This window comes from Hippea sp. KM1, from assembly GCF_000526195.1.
GTDB lineage: Bacteria > Campylobacterota_A > Desulfurellia > Desulfurellales > Hippeaceae > Hippea.
This window is the reverse complement of record NZ_JAFP01000001.1, coordinates 470001-494558: the sequence shown is the minus strand read 5'-3', so window position 1 is coordinate 494558 and position 24558 is coordinate 470001. Positions and strand designations below refer to the sequence as shown.

The following is a 24558-nucleotide window of genomic DNA, read 5'->3' as shown; positions in this document are numbered from 1 at the left end:
TTTCTGTTCTTTATCTTAATAGGAATTATATTAAAAAAAGCTTATAGGGTCAACATCAAAATACAGTCCACCCTGCCCACCCTTTTGCTTACCTTTCATAAGTTCATTATAAACACTACCCTTCAGGTATGCTATATCCTCAATAATAGAACTGCTTTTTATGATTATATGATACCTGTATCTATTTCTCAACCTAAAAATAGGGCATCGTGAAGGCCCAAGAAAATCAAACCTACCCTCAAGCCTCTCCTTCACCAAACCTATCAACTCCCAGGCCTTATCTTTATTGGTGGACTCAGAAACCACCCTGATAAGCCTGCTAAAGGGGGGATAATTCATAAGCCTCCTAATTTTGAGGCCACTCTCAACAAAACCCTCATAATCATGCTCCTTTATGTATTTTAGAAAGGGGTTATCCTGGCTATTCAGCTGTATTATAACCCTGCCCGGCTCCCTTCTGCCGCTTCTGCCGGCTGTCTGCATGATTAAAGAGACCGCCCTCTCCTCAGCCCTAAAATCCGGCATAACAAACAGCGATTCAAAATCAAAAACCACAACAAGCCCTATCTGCGATATATCATGCCCCTTGGATAACATCTGGGTGCCTATGAGTATGTCTATCTTCCCATCCCTCAGGCTATTTATAATCCTGTTGAATTCGCCTTTTTTAGCCGTGGAGTCCCTATCAAACCTCTCTATAACAGCCCCAGGAAAGGCCCTTTTTAGCTCCTCCTCAATCATCTGAGAACCCACACCCCTATGGAGCACATTCAAAGAACCGCACTTAGGGCAACTCCTAAAAACCTCAAATACACCGTCGCACCAGTGGCACTTTAAGACATCCTCCTTCTTGTGAAACTTCAACGATACACTGCAATTCGGGCAAAGAAACACATAGCCGCAATCGCCGCAGACCAGATAGTTAGAAAAACCCCTCCTGTTTATGAGCACCGCCACCGTCTTTTTTGAGTTCAGGGTATCACCGATGGCCTCAAGCGTCTCTTTAGCAAATAACTCATCGCCATCGGGCCTAACAAACTCCACCTCGGGCAACCTTATCCCGCCGACCCTTTGATGCATTTCAAACATCCTGAACTTCCCCGTTTTTGCCTTGTAATATGTTTCAAAGGAGGGTGTTGCAGAGCTCAAGATAACGGGAATCCCCACGCTTTTTGCCCGATAGATGGCAACATCCTTTGCGTTGTATAGCGGCTGGCTCTCCTGTTTATACGACTCGTCGTTCTCTTCATCAACAACAACAATCCCCACATCCTTGAAATTGACAAACACAGCCGATCGGGTGCCAATAAGAATAGGCCTTCTGCCTGTATTGAAATCAATCCAGTTGTCAAACTTCTGCCTTCCGGTAAGCCTGGAGTGTATAACACTAATGGCCTCATTGGAGAAACGCTGAGAAAAAACATCTATGTATTGAGGTGTCAGAGCGATCTCTGGCACCAAAACAACGGCCTTTTTACCCCTCCTCAAAACCCTCTCTATAAGGCTTAAATACACCTCTGTTTTGCCGCTTCCAGTAACCCCGAAGATTAGATTCACAGAAAAGCCTTCCGTATCTATGCTATTTACAATCTCCTCTTGCTGCATGTTCAGCTTAAAAGGCCTTTCTCTGAATTCTAATGAGGCAACGACGGGTTTTAAATCTATGGGTTTTTTTGTTTCGAACAGCTTTTTAGGAAGAGCACTCCTAAGGAGCATGCCTTTGGCTGCCATGAAATAGAAGGAGAAAAACTCAAGGGTCTTAATAAGCTCACAACTTACAACGGGTTCTTCATCTAATTGCTCAATTACAGGCTTTGTTTGATAATCGGGTTCATCTTCTTCTTTTAAAACAACACCTATCCTGACCCTGCCCTTAAAATCAACCAGCACCCTCTGGCCAACCTTCAACCTTTTATCCGACCTATAGACAAAACCTTCATCTATAGCCAAAGGAAAGAGCACGCTATAGAAAAACACTATTCAAAACCCTTAAGCCTGCAAACAAAACAAACATCGCCAAATGTGGGATAGCCGCAAACCCTGCAGTGGTGAAGCTCCTCTTTTGCCTTTTTCTTCAAAAGAGGCCTTAAGTTTTTCAAAAAACCCTGATAGAAGTCTATCTTTGTGGCGGGCGATTCATACTCTATCCTGTTTAGGTGCCTCTTGTAAGAGGAGAATGTCGCCCCCTTGCTAAAGGGACATCCGCTTGTTAAATAATCGATGCCTTTGAAGAATGCATAGGCCGCAATCTCAAACTCAGTCAGTCTAAAAAACGGCTTAACCTTCCTTAAAAGTCCATCTTCGTCAGGTAAAACCGGCGCCTGATCCTCGAGGTATTCCATCTTCCAATGCAAAACATTGGAAAAGAGCCTCGATGTCTCATCGTCTAAATTATGACCGGTTGCCAATACATCAAAACCGCCCCTTAAGCCCTCCATATTGAAGTAATAGCGCTTAATCCTTCCGCAAACAGCACATGCAGGCCTTTTTAGCTTTTTAACCACCTCGGGTATGGGTATACCCTCTTCTTTTAAATCAACAACCCTAAGCGGAGCATTGAATCTTTCTGAAAAGGCCACAACCTTCTTTCTTGCCAGCTCACTAAATCCCGATATACCCAAATCCACAAATAAGGCCGTTACATCATAGCCAAGCTCAACTAAAGCAAGCCACAACGACATGCTATCCTTGCCACCCGACACAGCAAGAAGTATCCTCTGCTTTTTGGTAAACATTCTAAACTGTTTTATAGCCTTGTTTAGCTGATTGTAAAAAAACAGCAAAAAGCAGTCCCTACAGAACGCAGCATTGTGGCTTCTTAATTCAACCTCAGCCTCTTTCTTACACCTTCTACACTTCATCCTTTAGAATACACCACCCTCAACAGAATCTTTTCATCTCCACGAATAACAACATCCCTCGTTAGAAGCCTATCCTTGCAGATCACCAATACCTCAAACGGCAAAAAACCCAACTCTTTTAAGATTTTACCCACACTCACAGGCGTTCTAAATTCAAAAACCCCAGTCTTCCCTTCTATCATTACCTTAACCATAGCCCCTCTATTTAATCATAAAATATTGCATTTTCAAGATAATTTGTGGTAATTATTACCTGATGTGTTCCTTTATAGAATTTCTGATGGTGTTTGCATTCATACTGATAATCATAGAATTCCTCATAAGCAGCGGAGGCATATTTGCTTTTTCGGGCATAACAGCCTTTATTTTAAGCATGGTGCTTTTGTTCATAATGGATATAACCATACCAAGAATTGTTTTGGATGTCGCTATACCATCCTTCATAATACTCGCATCACTAAGCCTGATAAGTGTATATCTCGCCTACAAAGCCCAAAAAAGGAAACCCATTATCGATGGAAAACAGATCATCGGCAAGACGGCCGTATGCACAAAACCTATAACCCCCCAGACTGAAGGACAGATAGAGGTGGACGGCGAAATCTGGACAGCCACAGCAGAAGAGGCCATCGATAAAGGCGAAAAGGTTGTTATAATCGATCAGGATTCACTCAAGGTAAGGGTCGGAAAGCTCACCGATCAGCAAAATCCCTAATAAAACCTTGCATTTCTCCAAAAAAGGTGTATAGTGGGAGTTGTAAAATTACACCATATAAACAAGGTGAGAAGATGGAAGATAGGTCTTTTGGTTTGTTTAGCAAGAAAGAATGCAAACAGATGCGGATGCTTCTTAATGCCCTTCAAATACCATCTCTTCTAATAAACAGAAAGCACGAGATACTCTTTCAGAACAACATGTCAAGGCGGTTATTCGGGGCAAAGATTGGCGGTATCTGCTGGGAGGAGTTCTGGGGTGGTAAAACACTCCCAGATCATCAGAAAAACCTATACAGGCATGGCATAATAACAGACGATATGCGTTGCACATTTTGCGAGTCAGACAGGGCCCTTGATGAGAAAAAGCCCATAATGAAAGAGTTAAAGCTGGCTAACAACTATTGGGAATCGTGGTGGGTGCCCATAACCGACGATATATTCCTTCACTATTTCATAAACATAACAAAAATCAAAGAGAGCGAAGAAAAATACAGGGAATCGGAGAAATTCCTCAGGCAGATAGCAGACCTGGTGCCGGATTTAATATGGGCAAAGGATGTAAACAAAAGATTTATCTTCACAAACAAAGCCACATGCAAAACACTTCTAAACACAGAAAACACCGACGAGCCGATAGGCAAAACATTAGATTACTTCGTTAGAAAGATAAAACAAAAAAGGCCTTCTGATGATAGCTATTACACAATAGACAAGATCTGCAACCAAACAGATAACAAGGTCCTGGCATCCAAAAAAGCTGAGCAGTTTGAAGAAGCGGGAAACATAAAGGGTAAAAGGGTATACCTCGATGTCATAAAGGTTCCATGGTTTGAAGAAAACGGCTCCCTAAAGGGCATAATAGGCACAGCAAGGGATATAACAAAACAGAAACTAATAGAAAACGAACTAAAGAAAACGCAAGAAGAGCTCAAACAATCGCTATCCTATCACAAAGCCCTGTTTAAAAATAACGCCGCTATGATGCTCGTGGTAGATGAAAAAAGAACAATCATAGATGTAAACCCGGCTTTTCTTAAGGCATTCAAATACACAAAAGAAGAGTTGGTAGGCAAAAACACATCAATCCTCCACATAAACAAAGAGTATTACGAAAAATTCTTTCTGCAATACAAAGACATACTCGATGGAAAGAGGGAAACAGATACAACCGAGTTCTGTTTCAAAAGAAAAGACAACACACTGCTGTGGGCCGAGGTTAAGGGATCGTATATAAAACTATCAGAAGGCAAGACGGGCATTATCTGGAGTGCGATAGATACAACGCAAATCCACCAACTAAAGGAACAACTGAAACATCAGGCAATGCACGACCAATTAACAGACCTATACAACAGATATGCATTAGAAGAAGAGCTAACAAGAGCCATAGAAAGGGCAAAGAGAAACAACACATTGCTTGCCGTTTGCCTTATAGATTTGGATAACTTCAAACCCATAAACGATAAATATGGACATGAGGTTGGAGATATTGTTCTAAAAACCATCGCCAAAAGACTAAAGGCAACGATAAGAAAATCAGACTTTCTTGCAAGGTTTGGAGGGGATGAATTCGTTTTGCTTTTAGAAAACATAAAGGGACAAGAATGTCTTGAGTCCATATTCAAAAAAATAGAAAAAGCTGTAAGGGAACCTATTTACATAGACGGACAAAGAAAAGTAAATGTGGGTTTGAGCATGGGTGTTTGCGTGTATCCTAAAGCCACACCTGACAATCCCGACCTGCTTTTACGCAACAGCGATATAGCTATGTATGAAGCAAAAAAGAATAAGGACAAACGGGATAGGTTTTATCAGATGTATTGCCATCTAACAGCAAACACCTCTCAATAAAACCAAGAAGGGGATAAACTATGCGGTTTGGTGTGAGGTTTAGACTAAATCCTGGGGAGTTTTTGCCTTCGGATTATCGCAGACATGCACTATCGTTTATCAAAGAAGCCCTAAAAACAGCGGATGAGGAGTTGTTTGAGCAGTACTATTCAAAGCAGAACAAACAAAAGCCTTTCACATTCTCGTTAAGCTTTAAACCGTCCCAAAAGAAGGAGAAGGGCAAAATCTACCTACAGTCGCAAGATGTTGTATTTTACTTCTCGTCCTTTGATGCAGCAACTTTAATTGCCTTGTACAACGGTATTAAAGAGATGTCAAAAAACAAGAGCTTGAGTTACTTTAACAACGAACTGTCCGTATCAAAAATTTTTTATGTTAACACAAGAAGCATCACATACACCACCATAACCTTCAAGACGCTATCGCCGATTCTTGTCAGAAACATAGAAGATAAAAAGGGGAAGGGCTTTTTAAAGGCTAAAGATCCAATGTTCTTTGAAAACCTCTTTTTTAATGTAAAAAGCATGGCGCGGGAGTTCTTAAAATATGACCTTCAAAAAGATGAATTTAATGTTGTGGATCACAATCTGACATATAGCATAGCAAGTCTGTATGGCGGTGAGATAGCAAATAAGGGGCTAATAACAATCAATGCGCCTATACCCATATTGGAGCTTATATACCATGCCGGTATCGGCGCAAAGCGTTCACAGGGTTTTGGCATGCTGGAGGTGATGGGGTGAAAGAGAGGGTTTACATTGGTGATTGGCTTTACAATGCGGGAATAGTGGGCTTTCTAAATATAAATTCTCATCTGTGGGAGTTGAAGGAAGATAGATTGCTTTCGAAGGATAAAGATGTTTTATATTTTGGTGATAATTATATAGAGTTCGATAGAAGGATATTTGAAGGGTTTGCAAAGAGGTTTTTTGATTATGCTTTTGAGCAGTACGGGAGATACGAGAGTTTATTGAAACTATTTAACGAGTACATAGAAGACCTAAAAGCTCTAAACAATAAGGAAGATCTGGGCAGGTTGAATAAGAAATACTTTAATGAGAAATTGAAAGGCGAAGAAATAGCAACTAAGCTGCCCAATGAATTGTTGGATAGGTTGAAAAAAATATTAAACGGATTCAGCTTCTTAAAAAATAGAATTGGGAAAGTGCCGACGAAGAACGAGATCAAAAATGACCCTTCTGTTCTTGTATCGACACTTATAAAGGCCATTGAAATTATGAAAGAAAACAAAGGGGAACTGTGGGAGAGCGATGTTCAGATTTATTTAAGAAAAATATACGGTCAAAAGAGCTTTCTAAACAGATCCGTAAATAAAAATCGATTTGATAAATTTTATAAAGATTTTGAGGAGCCGCTGAGCAAGAATAAAACAAAACGAGATCCTGAACTTCGTTGTATTTTTTGCATGGAGAGAAAAGCAAAAAGCAATACCCTTTTTGATACCGGTATTTCAAAGTTTTATGGCCTCAATCCCGATTCTATAAATTTTGTATGGAACTTTGCTCCAAAGCTTCCCTTATGTGATATTTGTGAAATTACCTACTTTTCGTATTTTGCAGGGTTAACGCCTGTAAGGAGAGACAACAAAACGATCTTTTATTTTGTGAATTCCGATAGTTCCATATATGACTTGGTGAAAGAGAATCTGTTGCTAAAGAATGTTTTGACAATGGATGTTTCCCAAAACGCCCTTTTGGATTTCTTTACACAAATAGTTTTGGAAAGCTCATACAGGGAAGCGATTTATACGCTACAAAACATTGCCGTGATGGAGCTCGATCTTTCAAGCGATACAACTCCAAAGGTTTACTCGTTTAATCTATCAACAGAAAAAGCCAAATTCTTAAGGGATTCTAAAAACAAAGACGATCTTAAGGCGCTCTCACGGTGCTACTACAAGATAAAGGATGTAAAGATTTCTGTGTTGCCTGAGGTGATGCATTTGATGTTGGAAGGTAAATTTTACTTTGATTACCTAAATAAACTTACAAAATTGTATATAGCGGCTCGAAACAATTCAAGGAATTACGAAGCAAAAATAAATGCATACCAACTTCAGATCTTAAATAGACTGGTTTTTAATTTTACTACAAAAATAGACGGAGGTGCCAAAATGAACACTTCAGAAAAAGAGATGTGGCATGTATACAAGAAAGGAGAGGAGATGGCAAGTTTGCTTAAATCAAGAAATGCGGAAAATAAGATTTCTTCTGTTTCATATAAGCTTTTAAATTCTTTGAGGATTGGAGATACAAGACAGTTTATGGATGTTTTAATTAGAACATATATGGCCTATGGAAGGGAAATCCCATCATCTTTTGTCAAGGCACTTCAAGATAAGGAAACCTTTTATGCTTTAGGATATAGTTTTCTAAACGGCCTTTTGGGTGAAAGCTACTCAAATCAGATAGCAAATGAAAAGGAGGTTGAGGAGAATGATTAATTTAAAACCGCAGGGTCTAACTGTTTCTTTGATCTTTGAGGCGATGAGTCTAAATTATGGTGAAGGTGTGGGCAATATTTCTGAGCTTAAAAAGCTTTCAAGATCCGGTGAATTTCTATCCTATGAATCCAGACAGGCCTTGAGATACGATGTTTATAGAATGCTTAAGGAACAATTTGGTATAGACTCTGATAGAGAAGATCCGTTAACGGCTGAGCAAGATGTGGTTCAATTCAAATCCGAGGCAAATATAAGGGATTACATAGAGGCTGATCTCTTTGGATATATGAAAACGGCAAAAAGCAAGAGTTCGCTTACAAGACCAGCGGTTGTTAGAATAACGCCGGCTATTTCTCTTGAACCTATGCTTTCCGACATTGAATTTGGAACAAACCTCAACTTTGCTCAAAGAACGGGCGCGAATCCAAATCCATTTCAGTTTGAGCATCATTTGTCTCTTTATTCATACACTGTAACAATAGAACTGGACAGAGTAGGGGAAGACCCAAATGATGTCATCTCTATTGAGCCAGAAGAAAAGGCAAGAAGGGTAAACATGGTTCTGGATGTTTTAAAGGTTTTAAACAGAAACATAAAAGGAAGAACAGAAAATTTAAACCCATTGTTTGCAATTGGCGGTGTTTATAATGTAAAGAATCCGTTTTTCATGGGGAGACTAAGGGTAAGATATAACAGGGAAACAAGGAAACATATTTTAGAGACACCCATTATAGAGTCTGCTCTTGAGATGTCTTTTGGAGGGGAAAATATTAAAGACAGAACCCATATAGGTATAGTGAAGGGGTTTTGGGAAAATGAGGAAGAAATCAGAAAACTTGTTAGTGAGGGCAATTATCACAACATAAACGACTTTTTGAGACCATAAAGCAACAAATCAGAGATTACTACGGTGTGAGAAAATGAAACTGCTAAAGATCAAGGCTTATCAGGTTTTTGCAAATTATAGAAAGCCCATGTGCTTCAACTACTGGGACACGTATCCCTTGCCACCATTGTCGACAATAAGGGGTTGGTTTCATACGGTATTGAGGGCCGATAGATATATACCGATGGCTATGAGTATACAGGGAAGTTTTAATAGTGTTGTTCAAGACCTGCAAAAGATTATAAAGTTCGACAGGAAAGGCAAAGCAAAAGAGAAAGGCTATCCAATACTTGAAGATTTTAATAAAACCTTAAATAAGTCTCCAACTTATGTGGCGAATGTTTACGATGTAAATCTGACCATTTACCTGGAGGCGGAAGTTGGGTATCTTGAAAAATTCAAGGAAAATCTGCTAAAGATAGAGTATCCATCCTTGGGAAGAAGAGAAGATTTGCTCCGAATAGACTATTTAGATTTTATTGAGCCCGTACTGCATGATTTCTCTGAAGACGAACATATAATAGACTACGGAATCTATTTAAACAAAGAAACCGCAAATAAAGTCAGGCTCAGGGGCATAAATTACAGGATGAGTTTTAAATACGATGGGGATCTTCTAAATAAATTGGGGGTCAGGTATTTTGAAAAGAGGGATGTAGTCTACATAGACAACGGATTGATCGAAGAGGGAGAGTTTCTGTTTGACGAACAAGACGGGCGTTTGATTGATTTAATAGGTGATGTTGATGAGTGAATTTTATGCGAAAGTTTATTACAAAAATAAGAAGGCGCGCCCTGAAACCTTGAAGGAGCATACTTTAAACCTTCTCGTTGAGCTGAATAGACTGAAAGAGATCTACGGGCGAGAGATAGGCAGAGAGAGCAATTTTTGGGAAGCCTTAAGGATAGCCTGTATATTCCATGATTTAGGTAAGATATCCTCACACTTTCAGGCAAAGATAAAAAGGCTGTTGAAGGAAAAGCATGAAATACCGACAGAGCTTGATAGAGAGATACCCCATAATTTTTTGTCGGGGATTTTTTTGTACACTCCAGAGGCGAGGAAAGCGATCAACAAAGAATTATTTGCTAAGGTTTTATATTCGGTTTTGTTTCACCATAGCAGGAGTCTGGATTTTGATGAAGAGGATTATAAGAATGTTGTAGAGCACGACCTAAGCAAAAACATTAAATATTTGAGTTGGCTGAAGAATCTTGGTGTAGAAATACCTGAACTTCCAAGGGAAAAAGCTAGGATAGTTTATAAAAAGATAGAAAAGTTTTATAACAACAGGGACGAAATTCCAGAACTTAAAAAATGCAAAACCTTTATTCTTTTAAAGGGACTATTGCATAGATTGGATCATTCAGCATCAGCACACCTACCAGTTGAACAGGAAAGAATAAAGGACCCGGATGGGAAACTTTTGGACTACCTATCGCGAAAACCCGATTTTAGAGGCTTAAAACCCTTTCAGCAAAAGGCGAGTGAATTAAGAGATAAAAATGTTTTACTGATCGCCTCAACAGGCATGGGAAAAACAGAATTTGCAATTAACTGGATAGGAAAGGACAAAGCCTTTTACACGCTCCCCGTAAGGGTTTCTGTAAATGCAATGTATAAGAGGCTTTGTGATATTTTTGATAAAGAACACATAGGGTTGCTTCACAGCGACGCACTTTTTTACGGTTTCGAAGGCTTAGAGAGATTTGAGGATGCCTTATCTTTGGAGGAGCATCTATCACGTGTAGAGGCTACCCGTCAGTATTCAATGCCGATCACGGTAACTACTGCAGATCAGATATTCACCTCCACACTAAAGTATCCCAACTATGAGAAGATCTATGCTACGCTTGCCTACTCAAAGGTTGTTTTAGATGAGCCGCAGAGCTATTCGCCCGACACATTGGCTATAATAGTTAAAGGCTTGAAAGATGTAGCGAGGCTTGGCGGGAAGTTTTGTATCATGAGTGCTACAGTTCAGCCTTTTTTGATGGAGCAGTTAAAGGAATTTGGTGTTGATATCTTACCACCTGTTTTGAGCCAAGAGACAAAACACAGAATAAAACTTGAAAATAGACCCATAAGTGAGCTGAAGAATCAAATTATAAAGGAATTCAAAAAAGGAAAAAAGGTGCTTGTACTGGTTAACACAGTGAAAGAGGCACAAAGCATCTTTGAGAACTTGAAAAAACTGAAGAAAGATTTCGATTTAAATGTGAAACTACTACACTCGCTTTTTATACAAAAGGACAGACAGAAAAGGGAAATGTTAATAAGAAGATATCCGCATCATTCAATTCCTGTCATATGGATATCTACACAAATTGTGGAGGCATCGTTGGATATTGATTATGATATTCTTTTCACAGAAATTGCTACACTCGATTCCTTAATTCAAAGAATGGGAAGGGTTTTCAGGAAGATAGGAAGAAAAATAAATGGGGATGATGAGCCTAATGTCATCGTAGCCACTGATGAACCGTCTGGCAGTGGAAAAATCTATGACAAGGATATAATACAACGTACGCTTGAGGCCTTGAGAGAGTTTGATAACAAGGTCTTAACCGAACAGGACAAGCAGCGCCTTATGGAAGAAGTGTATGATTTAAGCAGAATAGAAAGTACTGAGTTTTACGGAAAATTTCAGAAAAATTTAGAGTTACTGAACTTGGGTTTTGAGTCCGAAGATAAAAGAGAGGCTCAAAAATTCTTTAGAAATGTTATGAATATAAATGCTATTCCTGGAAATGTTTACAAAGAAAATATTGAGTTGATAGAAAAATTAACCGAGACAGCACTTGATAAGTCTAAAGATTATCGTGACAGAATTTTAGCTCTTTACAAATTAAACCAATTTACGGTTAGTATTCCGTTTTTTAAAGTAAAGACTCCCCCTGAGCAAATAGCGAAAGGAAAGCTGTTTACTGTGAACCTTAGATACGATCCGGAAAAAGGTGTAACAGATGAAGAATTGTCAAACATCATTTGATAGAAACTTATTAACCCTTGACCGCTCGCCGATAATCACTGGCACACAGGTGAATTACTTTTTTGTATGCAAAAGGAAGTTGTGGCTTTTTAGCAAGCAGATCGGCATGGAGCATACTTCTGAACTTGTGCAGATTGGCTCTGTTATACACGAATCATCTTACTCAAGGAAGAGGAAGGAGATCGAGCTTGAAGGTATAAAGATAGATTTTTTTGAGAAAACGAGGGGTTTGATCCATGAAGTAAAGAAATCAAGGGCGATAGAAGATGCCCATATTTGGCAGCTGAAGTACTACCTGTATCACTTCAAGCTGTTAGGCTTGCAGATTAGCGGCGTTTTAAATTATCCGCTCTTAAGAAAAACATTAAAAGTGGAACTTACAGAAGAAGACGAAATAAGACTTGAGGAAATTCTGAGACAAATAAGACAGATAGTAGCTAACTCCACACCACCTGAGCCTATAAACGCAAGTCTTTGCAAAAAGTGCAGCTATTTTGAGTTTTGCTATGCGTAACTACTATATTTTCAGATCAGGGCGCATAAAAAGAAAGGACAACACGATATTTTTCGAAACCCAGGAGGGAGAAAGAATACCATTGCCGATAAATGACATAGATTCCATATACCTATTTGGTGAAATAGACCTAAACACAAAACTTTTAAACTTTTTGTCACAGAACAACATTATGGTCCATTTTTTCAACTATTACGGATTTTACACAGGGACATTCTATCCTAAAGAGTTTCTAAACTCCGGAGAGGTTATTGTAAGGCAGGTTGAGCACTATCTCGATAGAAACAAGCGATTACTTTTGGCAAAAGAGTTTGTTAGAGGCGCTATTTACGGTAGCATTCAAAACTTAAAAAGGTACAAGCATAAGCTTGGCGATGAGATTGAAAAGTTAACGCAGTTATACGAAGCCTCGGCTGTTCAGGATTCGGTTGAGCAACTCATGGGCATAGAGGGCAACGCAAAAGATTTGTATTATTCGACGTTTGAAAAGATAATTGAGCAGGATATAGACTTCAAAAGGCGGGTTAAAAATCCGCCGGATAATATGATGAATGCCTTGATTTCGTTCGTTAATAGCATTATTTACTCAGAAATCTTAAAAGAAATCTATAAAACCCAACTCAACCCTACAATAAGTTATCTCCACGAGCCTGGGTTTAGGAGATTTTCGCTATCTTTGGATGTTTCAGGGTAGTGTAAAATTACTTGTGTCACCCTTTGAAGGGAGAGGGGTTATATGTTATAACCCCTCTTTGACACTAACCCTTCAAAGGAGGAAAAACACATGTATGATTTGATTTTTACACAATTGAAGGAAGAATTCAAGTCAATGATTGAAAGGATCATGAAAGAGGAAAGAGACAGGTACTTAGAAGAGAACAAATCAACAAGGGCAAATGGATATTACACAAGGTCACCAAAAACAATATTAGGTCAGATGGAGCTTTCCATCCCCAGAACAAGGGACGGCAAGTTCAAAAGCGATGTATTGCCTGAGAGAAAGAGGGTGATGTTTCTCCTTGATGACATAATAAGGGCAATGTTCGTGTCTGGAGTCTCATCAAGGAAGGCAGGCAAGGTTTTAGAAAATCTCATTGGATGTTCCATATCATCCCAGTTTGCAAGCTATATTTCCGACATACCAAAAGAGGTCATAGAGGAGTTCAAAAACAGAAGGTTGGATGATGAGTATCCAGTCCTATACATAGATGCAACATACCTGCCTCTGAAGAGGGACAGTGTAGAAAAAGAAGCAGTTTATGCTGTTCTGGGATTGAGATACGACGGCAGAAGAAACATACTTGCATACTTCCTACCTGGAGGCAATGAGAATACACAGATGTGGAGAGAGATATTTGAGGACCTAAAATCAAGGGGACTAAAGAATGTCAGAATGATAATCAGCGATGATCTAAAAGGGCTCTCAAGATCAATAGAGGAGGCATTCCCCAAAGCAAAGCATCAGCTATGCTGGTTTCATCTGAAGAAGAACATAAAAAGCAAGGTGAGAAAGAGACACTGGGATGAGATGCTGAAAGAGCTAAACCAGATAATGGAGGCTAAGACCCAAGAGGAGGCAGAACTCTTGATGAATGAGTTCATCGACAAATGGAGTAGGCTCTATAAATCCCTAAACAGCCTAAAAAGTAAAGTCAAGAACTATACACACTTCTCAAACCTCAATGAAAAGATAAAGGTATACTTTTCAACAACAAACTGGATGGAGAGGTGTTTCAAGGAATTAAAGGATTCTTTAAGAATTAGGGGTTATCTCCATTCTGAGGACAGTGCTGAAAAGTTCCTTTACCTTTTCTTCAAAGATAAGGATGAGAAGTATTCATCAAGAAAGCTCAGATACTCTGAATACCTGATGGAGGCTTTTGGATAGATGGGGAAACTAAGTGAACCAAACAGGAAGAGGGGTGACACAAAAAAGTTGACATTGCCTGTTTCAGAGATTTTTAAGCCAATTTTTGGAGATAGAGTGATATTCGAGCTTTTAAATGATGGCAAGTTGAGTAAAAAGCATTTCGATAAGAGCCTTAATTTTGCGTATCTGTTGGAAGAGGGCAGAAAAATAGTGGTTCAAGAGATAGAAAACAAGCTAAATAAAACCATTTTGCATAAACAATTGAGAAGAAGAGTAAGCTATAGGAGGTTAATCCGGCTTGAGCTATACAAGCTTATAAAGCACCTTTTAAAAGAGAAGGTTTACAAGAGCTTCAGGATTTGGTGGTAGATGTACATTGTTGCTGTTTATGACATATCGACTATAGAAAAATCAGGTCAAAGAAGGTTAAATAGAATAATGAAGCTGTTCAGAAAGTACCTTCACCATACGCAAAAATCGGTTTTTGAGGGTGAGTTGAGCGAAGCAAAATTTTTCTCGCTAAAGAGGGAATCTGAAAAGATAATAAACCCCAAAGAGGATTACATTGTATTTTACAGAATTGACAACCCCCGCAATGTGGATAGAATAACAGTGGGTTTGGATTTCGACCCAACTGATAATTTTATCTAATGCACTACTTGAGGTTGGAGAATTTTCGGAAGCAAAACTGTAAGTTTGATTTTAGAAAAAGCCTTACGCAAAAAGGAATTTCGTTGTTCGGGAAGATGGGTTTTAGCACCCAATCGTGGGATTTAAAGGAGACAGAGGAGACAAAAAGCGTCATTGGAAGGATGTTTTAGCACCCAATCGTGGGATTTAAAGAGACCGCATCGTTCAAATTATGGACAATGCTTACAGTTTTAGCACCCAATCGTGGGATTTAAAGGAAGGTTAAGAAAAGCCTTACTGCGCTTGCCAAGAAAGTTTTAGCACCCAATCGTGGGATTTAAAGTAAGGACGCATTCACCAGTGAGGACTATCGTGTTCGTTTTAGCACCCAATCGTGGGATTTAAAGTGTGTTGTATCTCCTCTATGGCCATTAGCAGGTTGAGGTTTTAGCACCCAATCGTGGGATTTAAAGGACTTTACTTTTCATCTGACAGAAACTAAAAATTTCGTTTTAGCACCCAATCGTGGGATTTAAAGCAAGGAAGCAGCTGAGCGGTCAGGACAGGAATATACGTTTTAGCACCCAATCGTGGGATTTAAAGATCGGTTTTGTTGGTGGTGCAGCTGCCATCGTTTACGGTTTTAGCACCCAATCGTGGGATTTAAAGTAAAGAAGCTCCCACGGCTTGAGTTCGCAAATGAGTAGTTTTAGCACCCAATCGTGGGATTTAAAGCACTTTGACAGCACTTGACAGCAAATTGCCGTCATTGTTTTAGCACCCAATCGTGGGATTTAAAGTTGCTAAAAGGCAGGATGTCTGGGCTCCAGGCGACCTGTTTTAGCACCCAATCGTGGGATTTAAAGGAGGCTCATTTTGCCGTATTCCCAGAGGATTTGCCTAGTTTTAGCACCCAATCGTGGGATTTAAAGCAACAAGAGATATGGCTATAGTCTTAATTGCTTGCAGTTTTAGCACCCAATCGTGGGATTTAAAGACAGTCTTAGTGTTTGTTTTGGGCTGTTCTGGCCTGTGTTTTAGCACCCAATCGTGGGATTTAAAGTCAAAAGTGGCAACAGATAGAGTTGGGTTTACATGTCGTTTTAGCACCCAATCGTGGGATTTAAAGGCGTCTCTGCATGGCTTTGATGTTTAGATTTTCTACGTTTTAGCACCCAATCGTGGGATTTAAAGGTATTCAAGCAAGTTCTCTTGTCCTCATTACTATAAGTTTTAGCACCCAATCGTGGGATTTAAAGAAATTAATGTTGCAACTGAAATAATCGGCGAACTAGTTTTAGCACCCAATCGTGGGATTTAAAGGAAGGACAAACATAAGTTACAAGATAACCACATTGAGTTTTAGCACCCAATCGTGGGATTTAAAGTTTTGCGTCTGTCTTGCGCCAAAATACTTAAGCGGGTTTTAGCACCCAATCGTGGGATTTAAAGAACTTACAGGTATTATGTATAATTTAGCACAAAAAGTTTTAGCACCCAATCGTGGGATTTAAAGAAGAAAAAGAACCAATACAGAATAGTCCCTGTCCCTGTTTTAGCACCCAATCGTGGGATTTAAAGATCAAAGACATAGTCTATTCAAAGGAAAAAGGGGTAAGTTTTAGCACCCAATCGTGGGATTTAAAGGGCGTAGAATTTACTTTAATTTAAAGTTATTTTAGGGTTTTAGCACCCAATCGTGGGATTTAAAGTTCTTTATCTTTGTCTTTGTTTTTACCCCGTGCCTTGTTTTAGCACCCAATCGTGGGATTTAAAGGACAAAAGTCGTGAAGCGCTCGGACAAAACACTGCGGGTTTTAGCACCCAATCGTGGGATTTAAAGTTGAAGAGTTAAACTTCAACAATCCCAACGAGTTTGTGGTTTTAGCACCCAATCGTGGGATTTAAAGTGTTTTTGCAGTATGAAACAGCCTGGTCGTATGTCGTTTTAGCACCCAATCGTGGGATTTAAAGGATCAAGAGGCTGCAAAGGCGTTCCTTGCTCTGACGTTTTAGCACCCAATCGTGGGATTTAAAGCTGAGTCTTTTCTTAAATCATCTAAATCGTATGTTTCGTTTTAGCACCCAATCGTGGGATTTAAAGCTGAGTCTTTTCTTAAATCATCTAAATCGTATGTTTCGTTTTAGCACCCAATCGTGGGATTTAAAGGTGCAGCGCAGAGTTTGCCGAATATCAGAAAATCCTCGTTTTAGCACCCAATCGTGGGATTTAAAGCAGACCACTTTTTATAAAGCTCCTTGTCAAATGCGGTTTTAGCACCCAATCGTGGGATTTAAAGTCTTTTATGGTTGGGGACATTGAGTTGCCCCTGACGTTTTAGCACCCAATCGTGGGATTTAAAGAATAGCCTGCAGATGGCGTTTATATCTCTGGCAATGTTTTAGCACCCAATCGTGGGATTTAAAGGCGATTATCGTCAATCTGGCTTTAAAAGCCGACCAGGTTTTAGCACCCAATCGTGGGATTTAAAGACACGATCAAGGATGCTATCAAAAATGGTGTCCTGCGTTTTAGCACCCAATCGTGGGATTTAAAGCAAAGTGGGGAGAGGCTTATGATGCAACATTCGAGAGTTTTAGCACCCAATCGTGGGATTTAAAGTATACCTCACATAAAACTTTACACCCAGCCCATCCTGTTTTAGCACCCAATCGTGGGATTTAAAGGACAAGTTTATGGACAAGATCATAGCCCTTGCCGGTTTTAGCACCCAATCGTGGGATTTAAAGTAAATACGGGCAAATTAAGAAATCGACCGCCCAAGTCGTTTTAGCACCCAATCGTGGGATTTAAAGACCGCTTCGCTACACGGGGCTATCCGCCTCACTCACTGTTTTAGCACCCAATCGTGGGATTTAAAGCCTGCCTACTATCCTTGCGGAATTCGGCTCGAGATAGTTTTAGCACCCAATCGTGGGATTTAAAGGCGATTGTGGCTTTGCCCGCCTCTGGCGGGGTCGCAGTTTTAGCACCCAATCGTGGGATTTAAAGTCATCTCCCCACCAAAACACAAGGACACGCGCTATCGTTTTAGCACCCAATCGTGGGATTTAAAGACCGCTTCGCTACACGGGGCTATCCGCCTCACTCACTGTTTTAGCACCCAATCGTGGGATTTAAAGCCTGCCTACTATCCTTGCGGAATTCGGCTCGAGATAGTTTTAGCACCCAATCGTGGGATTTAAAGGCGATTGTGGCTTTGCCCGCCTCTGGCGGGGTCGCAGTTTTAGCACCCAATCGTGGGATTTAAAGCACCTTAAAAGAACTTATTAAAGTTTTTATGCGCTTTTTTAATAGAAAAAAAGATGAGGCTTTAAAAGAAGTTTTGCGTTTTTATAGAAATTTTGTTGTTTTTGATGAATTCGCTAAGTATCTACTATACAAAATCGAGGAAAAGACGGCCCTTGATGACAGGACGAGGAGTGAGTTGCTTAAAATATTTCGGAAATTTTATGAAAAAGAGAAAAAGGATGCATTAAAATCTTTTGATGCGGAATACAGCTTTCGGCAGTCTGACGAGCAAGCAATTGCGTTTGTAGATAGTTTAAATGATTATTATCTTGGAAGGTTTTTTCAGGCAGATTCCAGAGTAAAAAAAGAGGTATTATCCTGGATGAGTAAGTATTATCTTAAAAACGGCAACCCTATTGGTAAAGGTCAGAAAGGGATAGCTGAGTTTTTGGATAAGTTCGGTGGTTATCTGTCTGAAAAAAGCGAATTAAAAGCAAGGCAAATAATAGATACCACAATGAACACGATGCGAAATTTTGCACGCATTAACTCTTTTATTGAAGCAGGTGTTGAGCGGTTTAGATGGGATGCCACAAATGACAGACTGACCTGCCCAGCTTGCCGCAGTATGGACGGCAGGATTATTGAGACAAAGGCTGCGAAAGAACAAATAGACCTTGTGATAAATTCAAAACCTGAAGATTTGCCAAATATCAGACCTATAGCAACAAATTACTATAAAGGCAAAACATCTAACTTCCCTCTCAAAACCCCGCCCATGCACCCTCTATGCAGGTGCACAGTAGCGGCAGAGTTTGAAAGCACTCCTGTAAAATACAAAGTAGGTAGGCCTGCTGATGCTCCAATTACTTCTGAGCAACTTGAACTTGAAGAGATGTTTAACAACCTGTCAAATGATGAAATACATAACAAGGTGAAGGCCCATCTTGGAGATGTCTGGGCGAGGCCACCTGTAAAACCAAAAGATAAACATATCAAAAATTTTCTCGATAATCATATCCAAAAAAAAGGCTCTTTCCACTTTCTTATGGGTAACTCCCACAACACTAAATCCCCCTCAAACTCTTGTTGACCAGACTGAAATCAAGTTTGCCTGTTAGAAGGTATACTATAATTCTGTAGTTTTTAAATGTCCTATATCCTCTTGCTTTTGCCTTTGCTGCCTGAATAACAGAGTTTAATCCCTCAAGTATTCCATTGTTGATTCTGCTTCTAAACCAATTTATGATTCCATTCCAGTGTTTTTTAATTGTTTTTGCAGACTCTATTATGGGTTTTAATCTTGAATGGGTTGCCCAGAAATACCATTTTTTCAGGTAGGCTGTAAACTCTTCTTCTGTTTCTGCATTATAGATGTCTTGAAAAGACTGTCTTATGTTATATGCCCTTATAGTTTTCAGATTCATATTTGATATTGTCAATTCTTTCAAAGCCTCTCTCTGTTTTCTTGTGAGATTCTGTTTATTCTTAAGCCAGATATATTTGGTTCCTTTCAGCAGTTTATTTTCTTTGGATTCTTGTTTTCTTACACTATCCACTGCCTCATTGATAATCTTAAGGATATGAAATTTATCGAATGTAATATCGGCATTGGGTATGTATTCTCTTACTCCTTTGATAAATGCAGGCGACATATCGCAACTGACATTTCTAATGTTGTCTATCTCTGCTTTATGCTCTTTAAAGTCTTTTACAAACTCTTTGACTGTTGATGCATCTTTGCCCTCTGCCACAAACAGTGTTCTCCTTTTGTTTAAATCCACAAACAGGGTGATGTATTCATGTCCCTTGGCTATACTTGTTTCATCTATACCTACAGAATCAATATTGGAGGAATCTTCATATTCTTTTGCTTTATTCACATATTTATCAAGCATATCCCATATTTTATCATTATGGACATTGATGAGTTTAGATACCTGATTAACAGGCATGGATGAGCATAGCTGCAAAAGTAAAGCTTCAAAAAGCAGACTAAATCCACTGCTTACACCCTCCCAGGGAGCTTTTATTGTTTTTATAGTTCCATCCGGCAGTTTTACCCTTGGGATTCTTGCATGAAGATAACACTCATGCTCAAAGAAATTCAGATGTCTCCACTTCTTTGTTGTAGTATCATAAGCGCTTAAATTAGAGAACTCTTTGTTGTTTTTATTATCGAAATAGCTGAATTTGGAACCTCTTTTGAAATTTATGTATATGTCCAATCTTTTCTCATCTTGACTAAACTCTATCCTTTCTATAAACCAGGGTGGTGCAATACCCAATGCCTTTTCAAACAGTTCCTGCATAACATTAGCCACAGAGCTCATCCTCCAATAAAAAGGTAATAAATGAATGCAACACAACAGATGCAGCCAATAACAACATAATTCTGGGTAATTCTAACTTCTTAAAGAGAAGAATGCAAAGAATAATTTGCCAATTATTCTTTGCATAGTTTAACATCTCCAACAGAGTCTGAATTACCCATAGATTTTTGGAAAGAGCCAAAAAAAATTTAGAAAACATGTGCTCGAACAAAAAGAGTTTGCCGGAATTAATACAGTTGAAGAGTTTAAGGATAAGGCTTATAGTATTATAAGAAAACCGGATAAAGTGTATGTTGAAGTTGCTCGAGACGGAAATTACTATTTTGCTTTTTTTAAAGAAGATGTGCTTGTGATAACTTCTGACGATAACATGTCTATAAATAGTATGTATAAAACAGAGGATACTCAATGGTTAAAAAAAGAGAGAAAAGCAGTTATCAGAATCTATTAAAGGAATTAGACGCCTATCTCGATTGGCCGGAAAATTGGCCGGCTGTTTATAATTTTTATGAGAGTTATATCGCTTTGGAAACGAGAGAACTCTTATTTCACTATCCAATCACAGAAGATTTAAAAAAATTGGATAAGAAAATCATCAGAGGTTTAAAACAATATATCGCCGAACTTAATAGGAGATATGTTGAGAATGATGATATTAAAAAATGGTGGTGGCATTTGGATAAGATACAAAAGGGCACCTATCCGTCGGAGCTTTTGCCAGATTATCTCAAAGAAGAATATTTTAAGCTTCACCCTCACCTGAAATAGCCATAAAGTTATATTTCACATCTTTATTGGAAAAACAAGCATCAATAAATAGCATTATTGTATGAATTTTGTAAATATTGATACATCCCAGATCGAGGCCGAGATTCTGAAAATATACGAGACCATTTCCAACAAGAAGCTTTATCCTGCAGATCCTGTAAGACTTATACTCGAAACAGTTGCTTATGTTGTTGCTATTTTAAAAAACGACATAAACTATACAGGTAAACAGAATCTCCTTGCTTATGCAAAAGGGGAGCACTTAGATAAACTCGGTGAGCTACTTGGCGTAAAGAGACTTCAAGCCACAAGTGCAATTACGACTCTCAAATTTTCAGTGAGCGAGCCTCTTTCTTTTGATGTTGTTATACCAAAAGGGACAAGGGCTTTAGCACCCTATCGTGGGATTTATGTTACTTCGGCATGGGCGAGGTGCTTTCGATGAGCCTGGATGAGTTTGGGTTCTGGCGTGGAGAGTTGGAGAGGTTGGAGAGAGAAAACTCAGCTGTTGAAAAAGAGGTAAACGCTCAAAATGGCGCTTAGAAATGGAATGATGATGTATGATATCTTTTGCATCTTCAACTCAAGCTCATCTGGCTTGACGATGGCATTTGTTAAGCCCATGCCTGCTCTTAATGCAATGTATGAGATAAAGAAGGAAAGTATAAAATACCCAAACATTTTTAACAAATGCTCCATAAGGAAAGTATAGGTATGTTTAAAGACATTTTCAAGTTGACCTGTACAGGATCTTAGTTTGTTCTAACCTATAGATTGATTATTTAAATACCTTGCTTTTTGCACACCTTATCAAGGCTGCTTTATGTGAGGATAAAGCTTAAAATATTCCTCTTTGAGATGGCCTAAAAAATTATACAGGATAAATGTCTCTATATCTTAATTTATCCACTACTCACCCCTATTGATGCTCATAACTGCAAAAAGCCACATATCAACTTTTAACTCAATATATCCACATATAAAAACTGAATTCATCTCAAGAATGGTGCCGGGGGCGGGACTCGAACCCGCACGGGGTCGCCCCCACTGGATTTTGAGTCCAGCGCGTCTACCAGTTTCACCACCCCGGCTTAACAAGAAGCGATTATATACATTTATTGACCTGTGTCAATATTTTACTTGATAAAAGGGACATTTTTTTGCTATAGATAACAAGATCATGAACAGAAGGCAGGTGAAAAAATGGAAGAGTTCCAAACGATAGAAAGAGAAACAGACAACATACAAGAAGCGATAGAGGAAGCTGCCACTACATTAGGATACCCTAAAAAATTTTTAGACTTTGAGATATTACAAGAGAGAGAAGAAAAAGACAATGTAGGCAATATAAAAAAAGTATATAAAATAAAAATTTTCATAAACGAGAAAAAAGCAAAAGACAAACTAAACAGCATAATATCCATCGAAACAGAACCAGGAAAGCATCCGATGAAGGCCTTTGTTTGCGTGGACACACTAAAACTCGATGAACCGTTAACGGATATAGATGAATCAAGGATAATAGAACTGCTAAAAAAAGAGATAGCCAAAAACGGCATAGTATTCGGTGTAAAATCCAAAATACTGCCAGCCATAGCACAGGAAATAAGAAAAAGACTATCACCATCTTTTAAACCATTTAAAATACTTATAGCAGAAGGGAAAAAACCCGTAAGAGGAGAAAACAGTAAGCTTATCTTCCACTTTGACAAATACAAAGCAGCAGGCACTATATACAAAAATGGCAAGATAGACTATAAAAACAAAAACTTCCTTGTGCCAGTAAAAAAGGGTCAATTATTGATAGAATTTTTCAAACCCACCCAGGGCGAGGAAGGATATGATGTCTTGGGTAATATATTAGTGCAAGATGTCGGTGTAATGATTGATGACTTAGAGGAAGTGAAATTCTCACCAGACTCCGTTGAAAAAATAGAAGAAGGAAGAGTTGTAAAGGTAATATCCAACAAAGACGGTGTCATAGTATTTAAAAACGGCATATACGAAATAGACACCTCCGTATCCATAGATAAAGTCGACATAAAAACAACAGGAAATCTAAATGCCGACGGCGATGTAGAATTAGAAATTGGAAGTGGCCTAAATAGCGGCATAGAAGACACCATAGCAGCAGGCATGAAGGTTAAAGGGAAAAAAGTAGTGGTAAACGGTGATGTAGGCCCCAAGGCAACAATCGAGGCAGAAGAGGTGGAGATAAAAGGGAGCGTCCATCAAGATGCATTCATAAAGGCAAAAAAGGCCAAAATAGCTATATGCAGGGGAAGGGTGGAAGCAGACGAGATAGATGTAGACCTATCAGAGCATGCACGCCTTACGGCAAAAAACAAGGTAAACATAAACAAGGCTGTGGCAACAAGGATATTTGCACCCAAAGTCCAGATAAACGATGTCATGATGTCATCCTGCATAACCACATCTTCAGATAGTGTATTAATAAATAAAGTAGAGGGTGGGGATAACATAATATCGATAAAACCATTAGAGCTCCCATGGATAAAAGAAAAATACAAAGAACTATTAATGAAGGAAAAATATGCCAAAACAATTCTCAAGGGTCAAGAAAAAAAATTCTTCGCAATCAGGGATAAGATAGAAGCAGAAAAAGAAAAGCAGGAGGACATTCTAAAAACTATACAGAAACTAAAAAAAGACGGTAAAAATGTGCCTAATGCTTTACTTGTAGCCGTTAAAAAGTTTAAAGAGCTTCAGGAAACATTCAAAAAAGAAAAAGAAGAATATGATAGCATAAAAAAAGAGGTGGAAAACCTCCATAAACAGATAGAAAATCTAAGAAATAGCTATAAAGACGGCCATATTATAATAAAAGACACCATCCCTTCCAACAACATTATAGAATTTGATGATAACCTCAAACAAGTGTTAGACAAAGAGCACAAAAAAGTCAAGATATATGTAAGAGAGATTCAAGGCAAAGAGTCTATAGTAATAGAGCCAGTTGTAGAAGATGTAGAAACAGATGACGCCTAACCATCCACCCATTCAGGCATTTTGATTTTAAGATTCATGATTGCCAAAAATAAAAGATGGTAGCGGCGCAGGGACTCGAACCCCGGACACTGCGGATATGAGCCGCATGCTCTAACCAACTGAGCTACGCCGCCCCTTTAGAAAAGAAGAAATGAGAAAAATAAGTATTAATTGAAGTTAAAACTTTTTACCCCCTGGCAATACCTACTCTCCCACGGGCTCTCCCGCAGTACCATCGGCGCATGCAGGCTTAACTGCCGTGTTCGGAATGGGAACGGGTGTTTCCCTGCATGCTATCCTCACCAGGGGGAAAACTCAAGCACCTAACCATTAAAGAACATGGATATGAGCCTAAGCCTCACGGTCTATTAGTACTGCTCAGCTCCACCCATTGCTGGGCTTCCACCTG

At 39.0% G+C, this 24558-nt stretch carries 21 protein-coding genes, 2 tRNA genes, 2 rRNA genes and 1 CRISPR repeat array (1 of these 26 cut by a window edge); of the genes, 16 read left to right on the top strand and 9 right to left on the bottom strand.

Going from position 1 to position 24558, the window contains the following annotated elements; translation table 11 throughout:
• Positions 1-30: 30 nt before the first annotated feature.
• Genes priA through D891_RS0102530 form a run of 3 tightly spaced genes read right to left on the bottom strand, consistent with a single transcriptional unit; the run spans position 31 to position 3055 of the window.
• Positions 31-1977, bottom strand: a complete 1947-nt coding sequence (gene priA, locus D891_RS0102540) for a replication restart helicase PriA (RefSeq protein WP_025209466.1) — start codon at positions 1975-1977, stop codon at positions 31-33.
• On the bottom strand, positions 1977-2861 hold the full coding sequence (locus D891_RS0102535; RefSeq protein WP_025209465.1) for an ATP-binding protein: 885 nt from the start codon (positions 2859-2861) through the stop codon (positions 1977-1979). Before D891_RS0102535 ends, priA begins: the two co-directional genes overlap by 1 nt.
• A complete protein-coding gene (locus D891_RS0102530; protein WP_025209464.1) occupies positions 2858-3055 on the bottom strand; it encodes a hypothetical protein in 198 nt (65 codons plus the stop codon). The genes D891_RS0102535 and D891_RS0102530 overlap by 4 nt, the downstream gene beginning before the upstream one ends.
• Positions 3056-3117: 62 nt before the next feature.
• Between D891_RS0102530 and D891_RS0102525 the strand changes: the two genes are divergently transcribed.
• From D891_RS0102525 to D891_RS0102465, 13 genes are all read left to right on the top strand, one after another.
• Positions 3118-3576 carry an NfeD family protein gene (locus tag D891_RS0102525; RefSeq protein WP_025209463.1) on the top strand — a complete coding sequence of 153 codons (459 nt, stop codon included), beginning with the start codon at positions 3118-3120 and terminating at the stop codon, positions 3574-3576.
• Between the two features lie 74 nt (positions 3577-3650).
• Positions 3651-5429 carry a sensor domain-containing protein gene (locus tag D891_RS0102520; RefSeq protein ID WP_025209462.1) on the top strand — a complete coding sequence of 593 codons (1779 nt, stop codon included), beginning with the start codon at positions 3651-3653 and terminating at the stop codon, positions 5427-5429.
• A gap of 20 nt (positions 5430-5449) precedes the next feature.
• Positions 5450-6172: a CRISPR-associated endoribonuclease Cas6 gene (cas6, locus tag D891_RS0102515; protein WP_025209461.1), complete on the top strand. Its 723-nt coding sequence runs from the start codon at positions 5450-5452 to the stop codon at positions 6170-6172.
• Positions 6169-7893: a type I-B CRISPR-associated protein Cas8b1/Cst1 gene (cas8a1, locus tag D891_RS0102510; RefSeq protein WP_025209460.1), complete on the top strand. Its 1725-nt coding sequence runs from the start codon at positions 6169-6171 to the stop codon at positions 7891-7893. The genes cas6 and cas8a1 overlap by 4 nt, the downstream gene beginning before the upstream one ends.
• On the top strand, positions 7886-8779 hold the full coding sequence (gene cas7i, locus D891_RS09115; protein ID WP_198014772.1) for a type I-B CRISPR-associated protein Cas7/Cst2/DevR: 894 nt from the start codon (positions 7886-7888) through the stop codon (positions 8777-8779). Before cas8a1 ends, cas7i begins: the two co-directional genes overlap by 8 nt.
• A 34-nt stretch (positions 8780-8813) precedes the next feature.
• Complete coding sequence (gene cas5b, locus D891_RS0102500) at positions 8814-9533, top strand: type I-B CRISPR-associated protein Cas5b (RefSeq protein WP_025209459.1); 720 nt, start codon at positions 8814-8816, stop codon at positions 9531-9533.
• Positions 9526-11772 (top strand): CRISPR-associated helicase/endonuclease Cas3, encoded by a 2247-nt coding sequence (locus D891_RS0102495; RefSeq protein ID WP_025209458.1) that lies wholly within the window; start codon positions 9526-9528, stop codon positions 11770-11772. Before cas5b ends, D891_RS0102495 begins: the two co-directional genes overlap by 8 nt.
• Positions 11773-11821: 49 nt before the next feature.
• Positions 11822-12286 (top strand): CRISPR-associated protein Cas4, encoded by a 465-nt coding sequence (gene cas4, locus D891_RS0102490; RefSeq protein WP_198014771.1) that lies wholly within the window; start codon positions 11822-11824, stop codon positions 12284-12286.
• Complete coding sequence (gene cas1b / locus D891_RS0102485) at positions 12279-12980, top strand: type I-B CRISPR-associated endonuclease Cas1b (RefSeq protein ID WP_051453548.1); 702 nt, start codon at positions 12279-12281, stop codon at positions 12978-12980. Before cas4 ends, cas1b begins: the two co-directional genes overlap by 8 nt.
• 90 nt (positions 12981-13070) lie before the next feature.
• On the top strand, positions 13071-14174 hold the full coding sequence (locus tag D891_RS0102480) for an IS256 family transposase (protein ID WP_025209016.1): 1104 nt from the start codon (positions 13071-13073) through the stop codon (positions 14172-14174).
• Complete coding sequence (gene cas1, locus D891_RS0102475) at positions 14175-14525, top strand: CRISPR-associated endonuclease Cas1 (protein WP_025209456.1); 351 nt, start codon at positions 14175-14177, stop codon at positions 14523-14525.
• Positions 14526-14807 (top strand): CRISPR-associated endonuclease Cas2, encoded by a 282-nt coding sequence (gene cas2, locus D891_RS0102470; RefSeq protein WP_025209455.1) that lies wholly within the window; start codon positions 14526-14528, stop codon positions 14805-14807. It abuts the gene before it with no gap.
• Between the two features lie 99 nt (positions 14808-14906).
• Positions 14907-18060: a CRISPR direct-repeat array (repeat unit 29 nt; unit sequence GTTTTAGCACCCAATCGTGGGATTTAAAG).
• Positions 18061-18088: 28 nt separating this feature from the next.
• On the top strand, positions 18089-19132 hold the full coding sequence (locus D891_RS0102465) for a phage minor head protein (protein WP_025209454.1): 1044 nt from the start codon (positions 18089-18091) through the stop codon (positions 19130-19132).
• Here the strand turns inward: D891_RS0102465 and D891_RS0102460 are convergent.
• On the bottom strand, positions 19107-20372 hold the full coding sequence (locus D891_RS0102460) for an ISL3 family transposase (RefSeq protein WP_051453547.1): 1266 nt from the start codon (positions 20370-20372) through the stop codon (positions 19107-19109). The two genes, D891_RS0102465 and D891_RS0102460, sit on opposite strands and share 26 nt — an antisense overlap.
• Before the next feature lie 408 nt (positions 20373-20780).
• On the opposite strand from D891_RS0102460, the gene D891_RS0102450 reads away from it, so the two are divergent.
• Together D891_RS0102450 and D891_RS0102445 are read left to right on the top strand one after the other, a co-directional pair.
• Positions 20781-21140: a hypothetical protein gene (locus D891_RS0102450; RefSeq protein WP_025209451.1), complete on the top strand. Its 360-nt coding sequence runs from the start codon at positions 20781-20783 to the stop codon at positions 21138-21140.
• A 61-nt stretch (positions 21141-21201) separates the two neighbouring features.
• Positions 21202-21585, top strand: a complete 384-nt coding sequence (locus D891_RS0102445) for a baseplate J/gp47 family protein (RefSeq protein WP_025209450.1) — start codon at positions 21202-21204, stop codon at positions 21583-21585.
• A 56-nt stretch (positions 21586-21641) separates the two neighbouring features.
• On the opposite strand, the gene D891_RS09820 is transcribed toward D891_RS0102445, so the two are convergent.
• Together D891_RS09820 and D891_RS0102430 are read right to left on the bottom strand one after the other, a co-directional pair.
• Entirely contained in the window at positions 21642-21839 is a 198-nt protein-coding gene (locus tag D891_RS09820; protein ID WP_156919052.1) for a hypothetical protein, read from the bottom strand.
• A gap of 305 nt (positions 21840-22144) precedes the next feature.
• A tRNA-Leu gene (locus tag D891_RS0102430) sits at positions 22145-22231 on the bottom strand.
• A 112-nt stretch (positions 22232-22343) separates the two neighbouring features.
• Between D891_RS0102430 and D891_RS0102425 the strand changes: the two genes are divergently transcribed.
• Positions 22344-24149: a FapA family protein gene (locus D891_RS0102425; protein ID WP_025209449.1), complete on the top strand. Its 1806-nt coding sequence runs from the start codon at positions 22344-22346 to the stop codon at positions 24147-24149.
• Between the two features lie 57 nt (positions 24150-24206).
• Here the strand turns inward: D891_RS0102425 and D891_RS0102420 are convergent.
• The 3 genes from D891_RS0102420 to D891_RS0102410 form a co-directional block, all read right to left on the bottom strand.
• Positions 24207-24283 (bottom strand) — tRNA-Met (locus tag D891_RS0102420).
• Between the two features lie 58 nt (positions 24284-24341).
• A 5S ribosomal RNA gene (gene rrf, locus D891_RS0102415) occupies positions 24342-24456 on the bottom strand.
• A 40-nt stretch (positions 24457-24496) separates the two neighbouring features.
• Positions 24497-24558 (bottom strand): 23S ribosomal RNA (locus tag D891_RS0102410) (it continues 3245 nt past the right edge of the window).

Coding starts and splice junctions, on each gene's coding strand:
- D891_RS0102535 (WP_025209465.1), bottom strand. CDS start 2,861: ATGAAGTGTAGAAGGTGTAAGAAAGAGGCTGAGGTTGAATTAAGAAGC.
- D891_RS0102530 (WP_025209464.1), bottom strand. CDS start 3,055: ATGGTTAAGGTAATGATAGAAGGGAAGACTGGGGTTTTTGAATTTAGA.
- D891_RS0102525 (WP_025209463.1), top strand. CDS start 3,118: ATGTGTTCCTTTATAGAATTTCTGATGGTGTTTGCATTCATACTGATA.
- D891_RS0102520 (WP_025209462.1), top strand. CDS start 3,651: ATGGAAGATAGGTCTTTTGGTTTGTTTAGCAAGAAAGAATGCAAACAG.
- cas6 (WP_025209461.1), top strand. CDS start 5,450: ATGCGGTTTGGTGTGAGGTTTAGACTAAATCCTGGGGAGTTTTTGCCT.
- cas7i (WP_198014772.1), top strand. CDS start 7,886: ATGATTAATTTAAAACCGCAGGGTCTAACTGTTTCTTTGATCTTTGAG.
- cas5b (WP_025209459.1), top strand. CDS start 8,814: ATGAAACTGCTAAAGATCAAGGCTTATCAGGTTTTTGCAAATTATAGA.
- D891_RS0102495 (WP_025209458.1), top strand. CDS start 9,526: ATGAGTGAATTTTATGCGAAAGTTTATTACAAAAATAAGAAGGCGCGC.
- cas1b (WP_051453548.1), top strand. CDS start 12,279: ATGCGTAACTACTATATTTTCAGATCAGGGCGCATAAAAAGAAAGGAC.
- D891_RS0102480 (WP_025209016.1), top strand. CDS start 13,071: ATGTATGATTTGATTTTTACACAATTGAAGGAAGAATTCAAGTCAATG.
- cas1 (WP_025209456.1), top strand. CDS start 14,175: ATGGGGAAACTAAGTGAACCAAACAGGAAGAGGGGTGACACAAAAAAG.
- cas2 (WP_025209455.1), top strand. CDS start 14,526: ATGTACATTGTTGCTGTTTATGACATATCGACTATAGAAAAATCAGGT.
- D891_RS0102465 (WP_025209454.1), top strand. CDS start 18,089: ATGCGCTTTTTTAATAGAAAAAAAGATGAGGCTTTAAAAGAAGTTTTG.
- D891_RS0102460 (WP_051453547.1), bottom strand. CDS start 20,372: ATGAGCTCTGTGGCTAATGTTATGCAGGAACTGTTTGAAAAGGCATTG.
- D891_RS0102450 (WP_025209451.1), top strand. CDS start 20,781: ATGGTTAAAAAAAGAGAGAAAAGCAGTTATCAGAATCTATTAAAGGAA.
- D891_RS0102445 (WP_025209450.1), top strand. CDS start 21,202: ATGAATTTTGTAAATATTGATACATCCCAGATCGAGGCCGAGATTCTG.
- D891_RS09820 (WP_156919052.1), bottom strand. CDS start 21,839: ATGGAGCATTTGTTAAAAATGTTTGGGTATTTTATACTTTCCTTCTTT.
- D891_RS0102425 (WP_025209449.1), top strand. CDS start 22,344: ATGGAAGAGTTCCAAACGATAGAAAGAGAAACAGACAACATACAAGAA.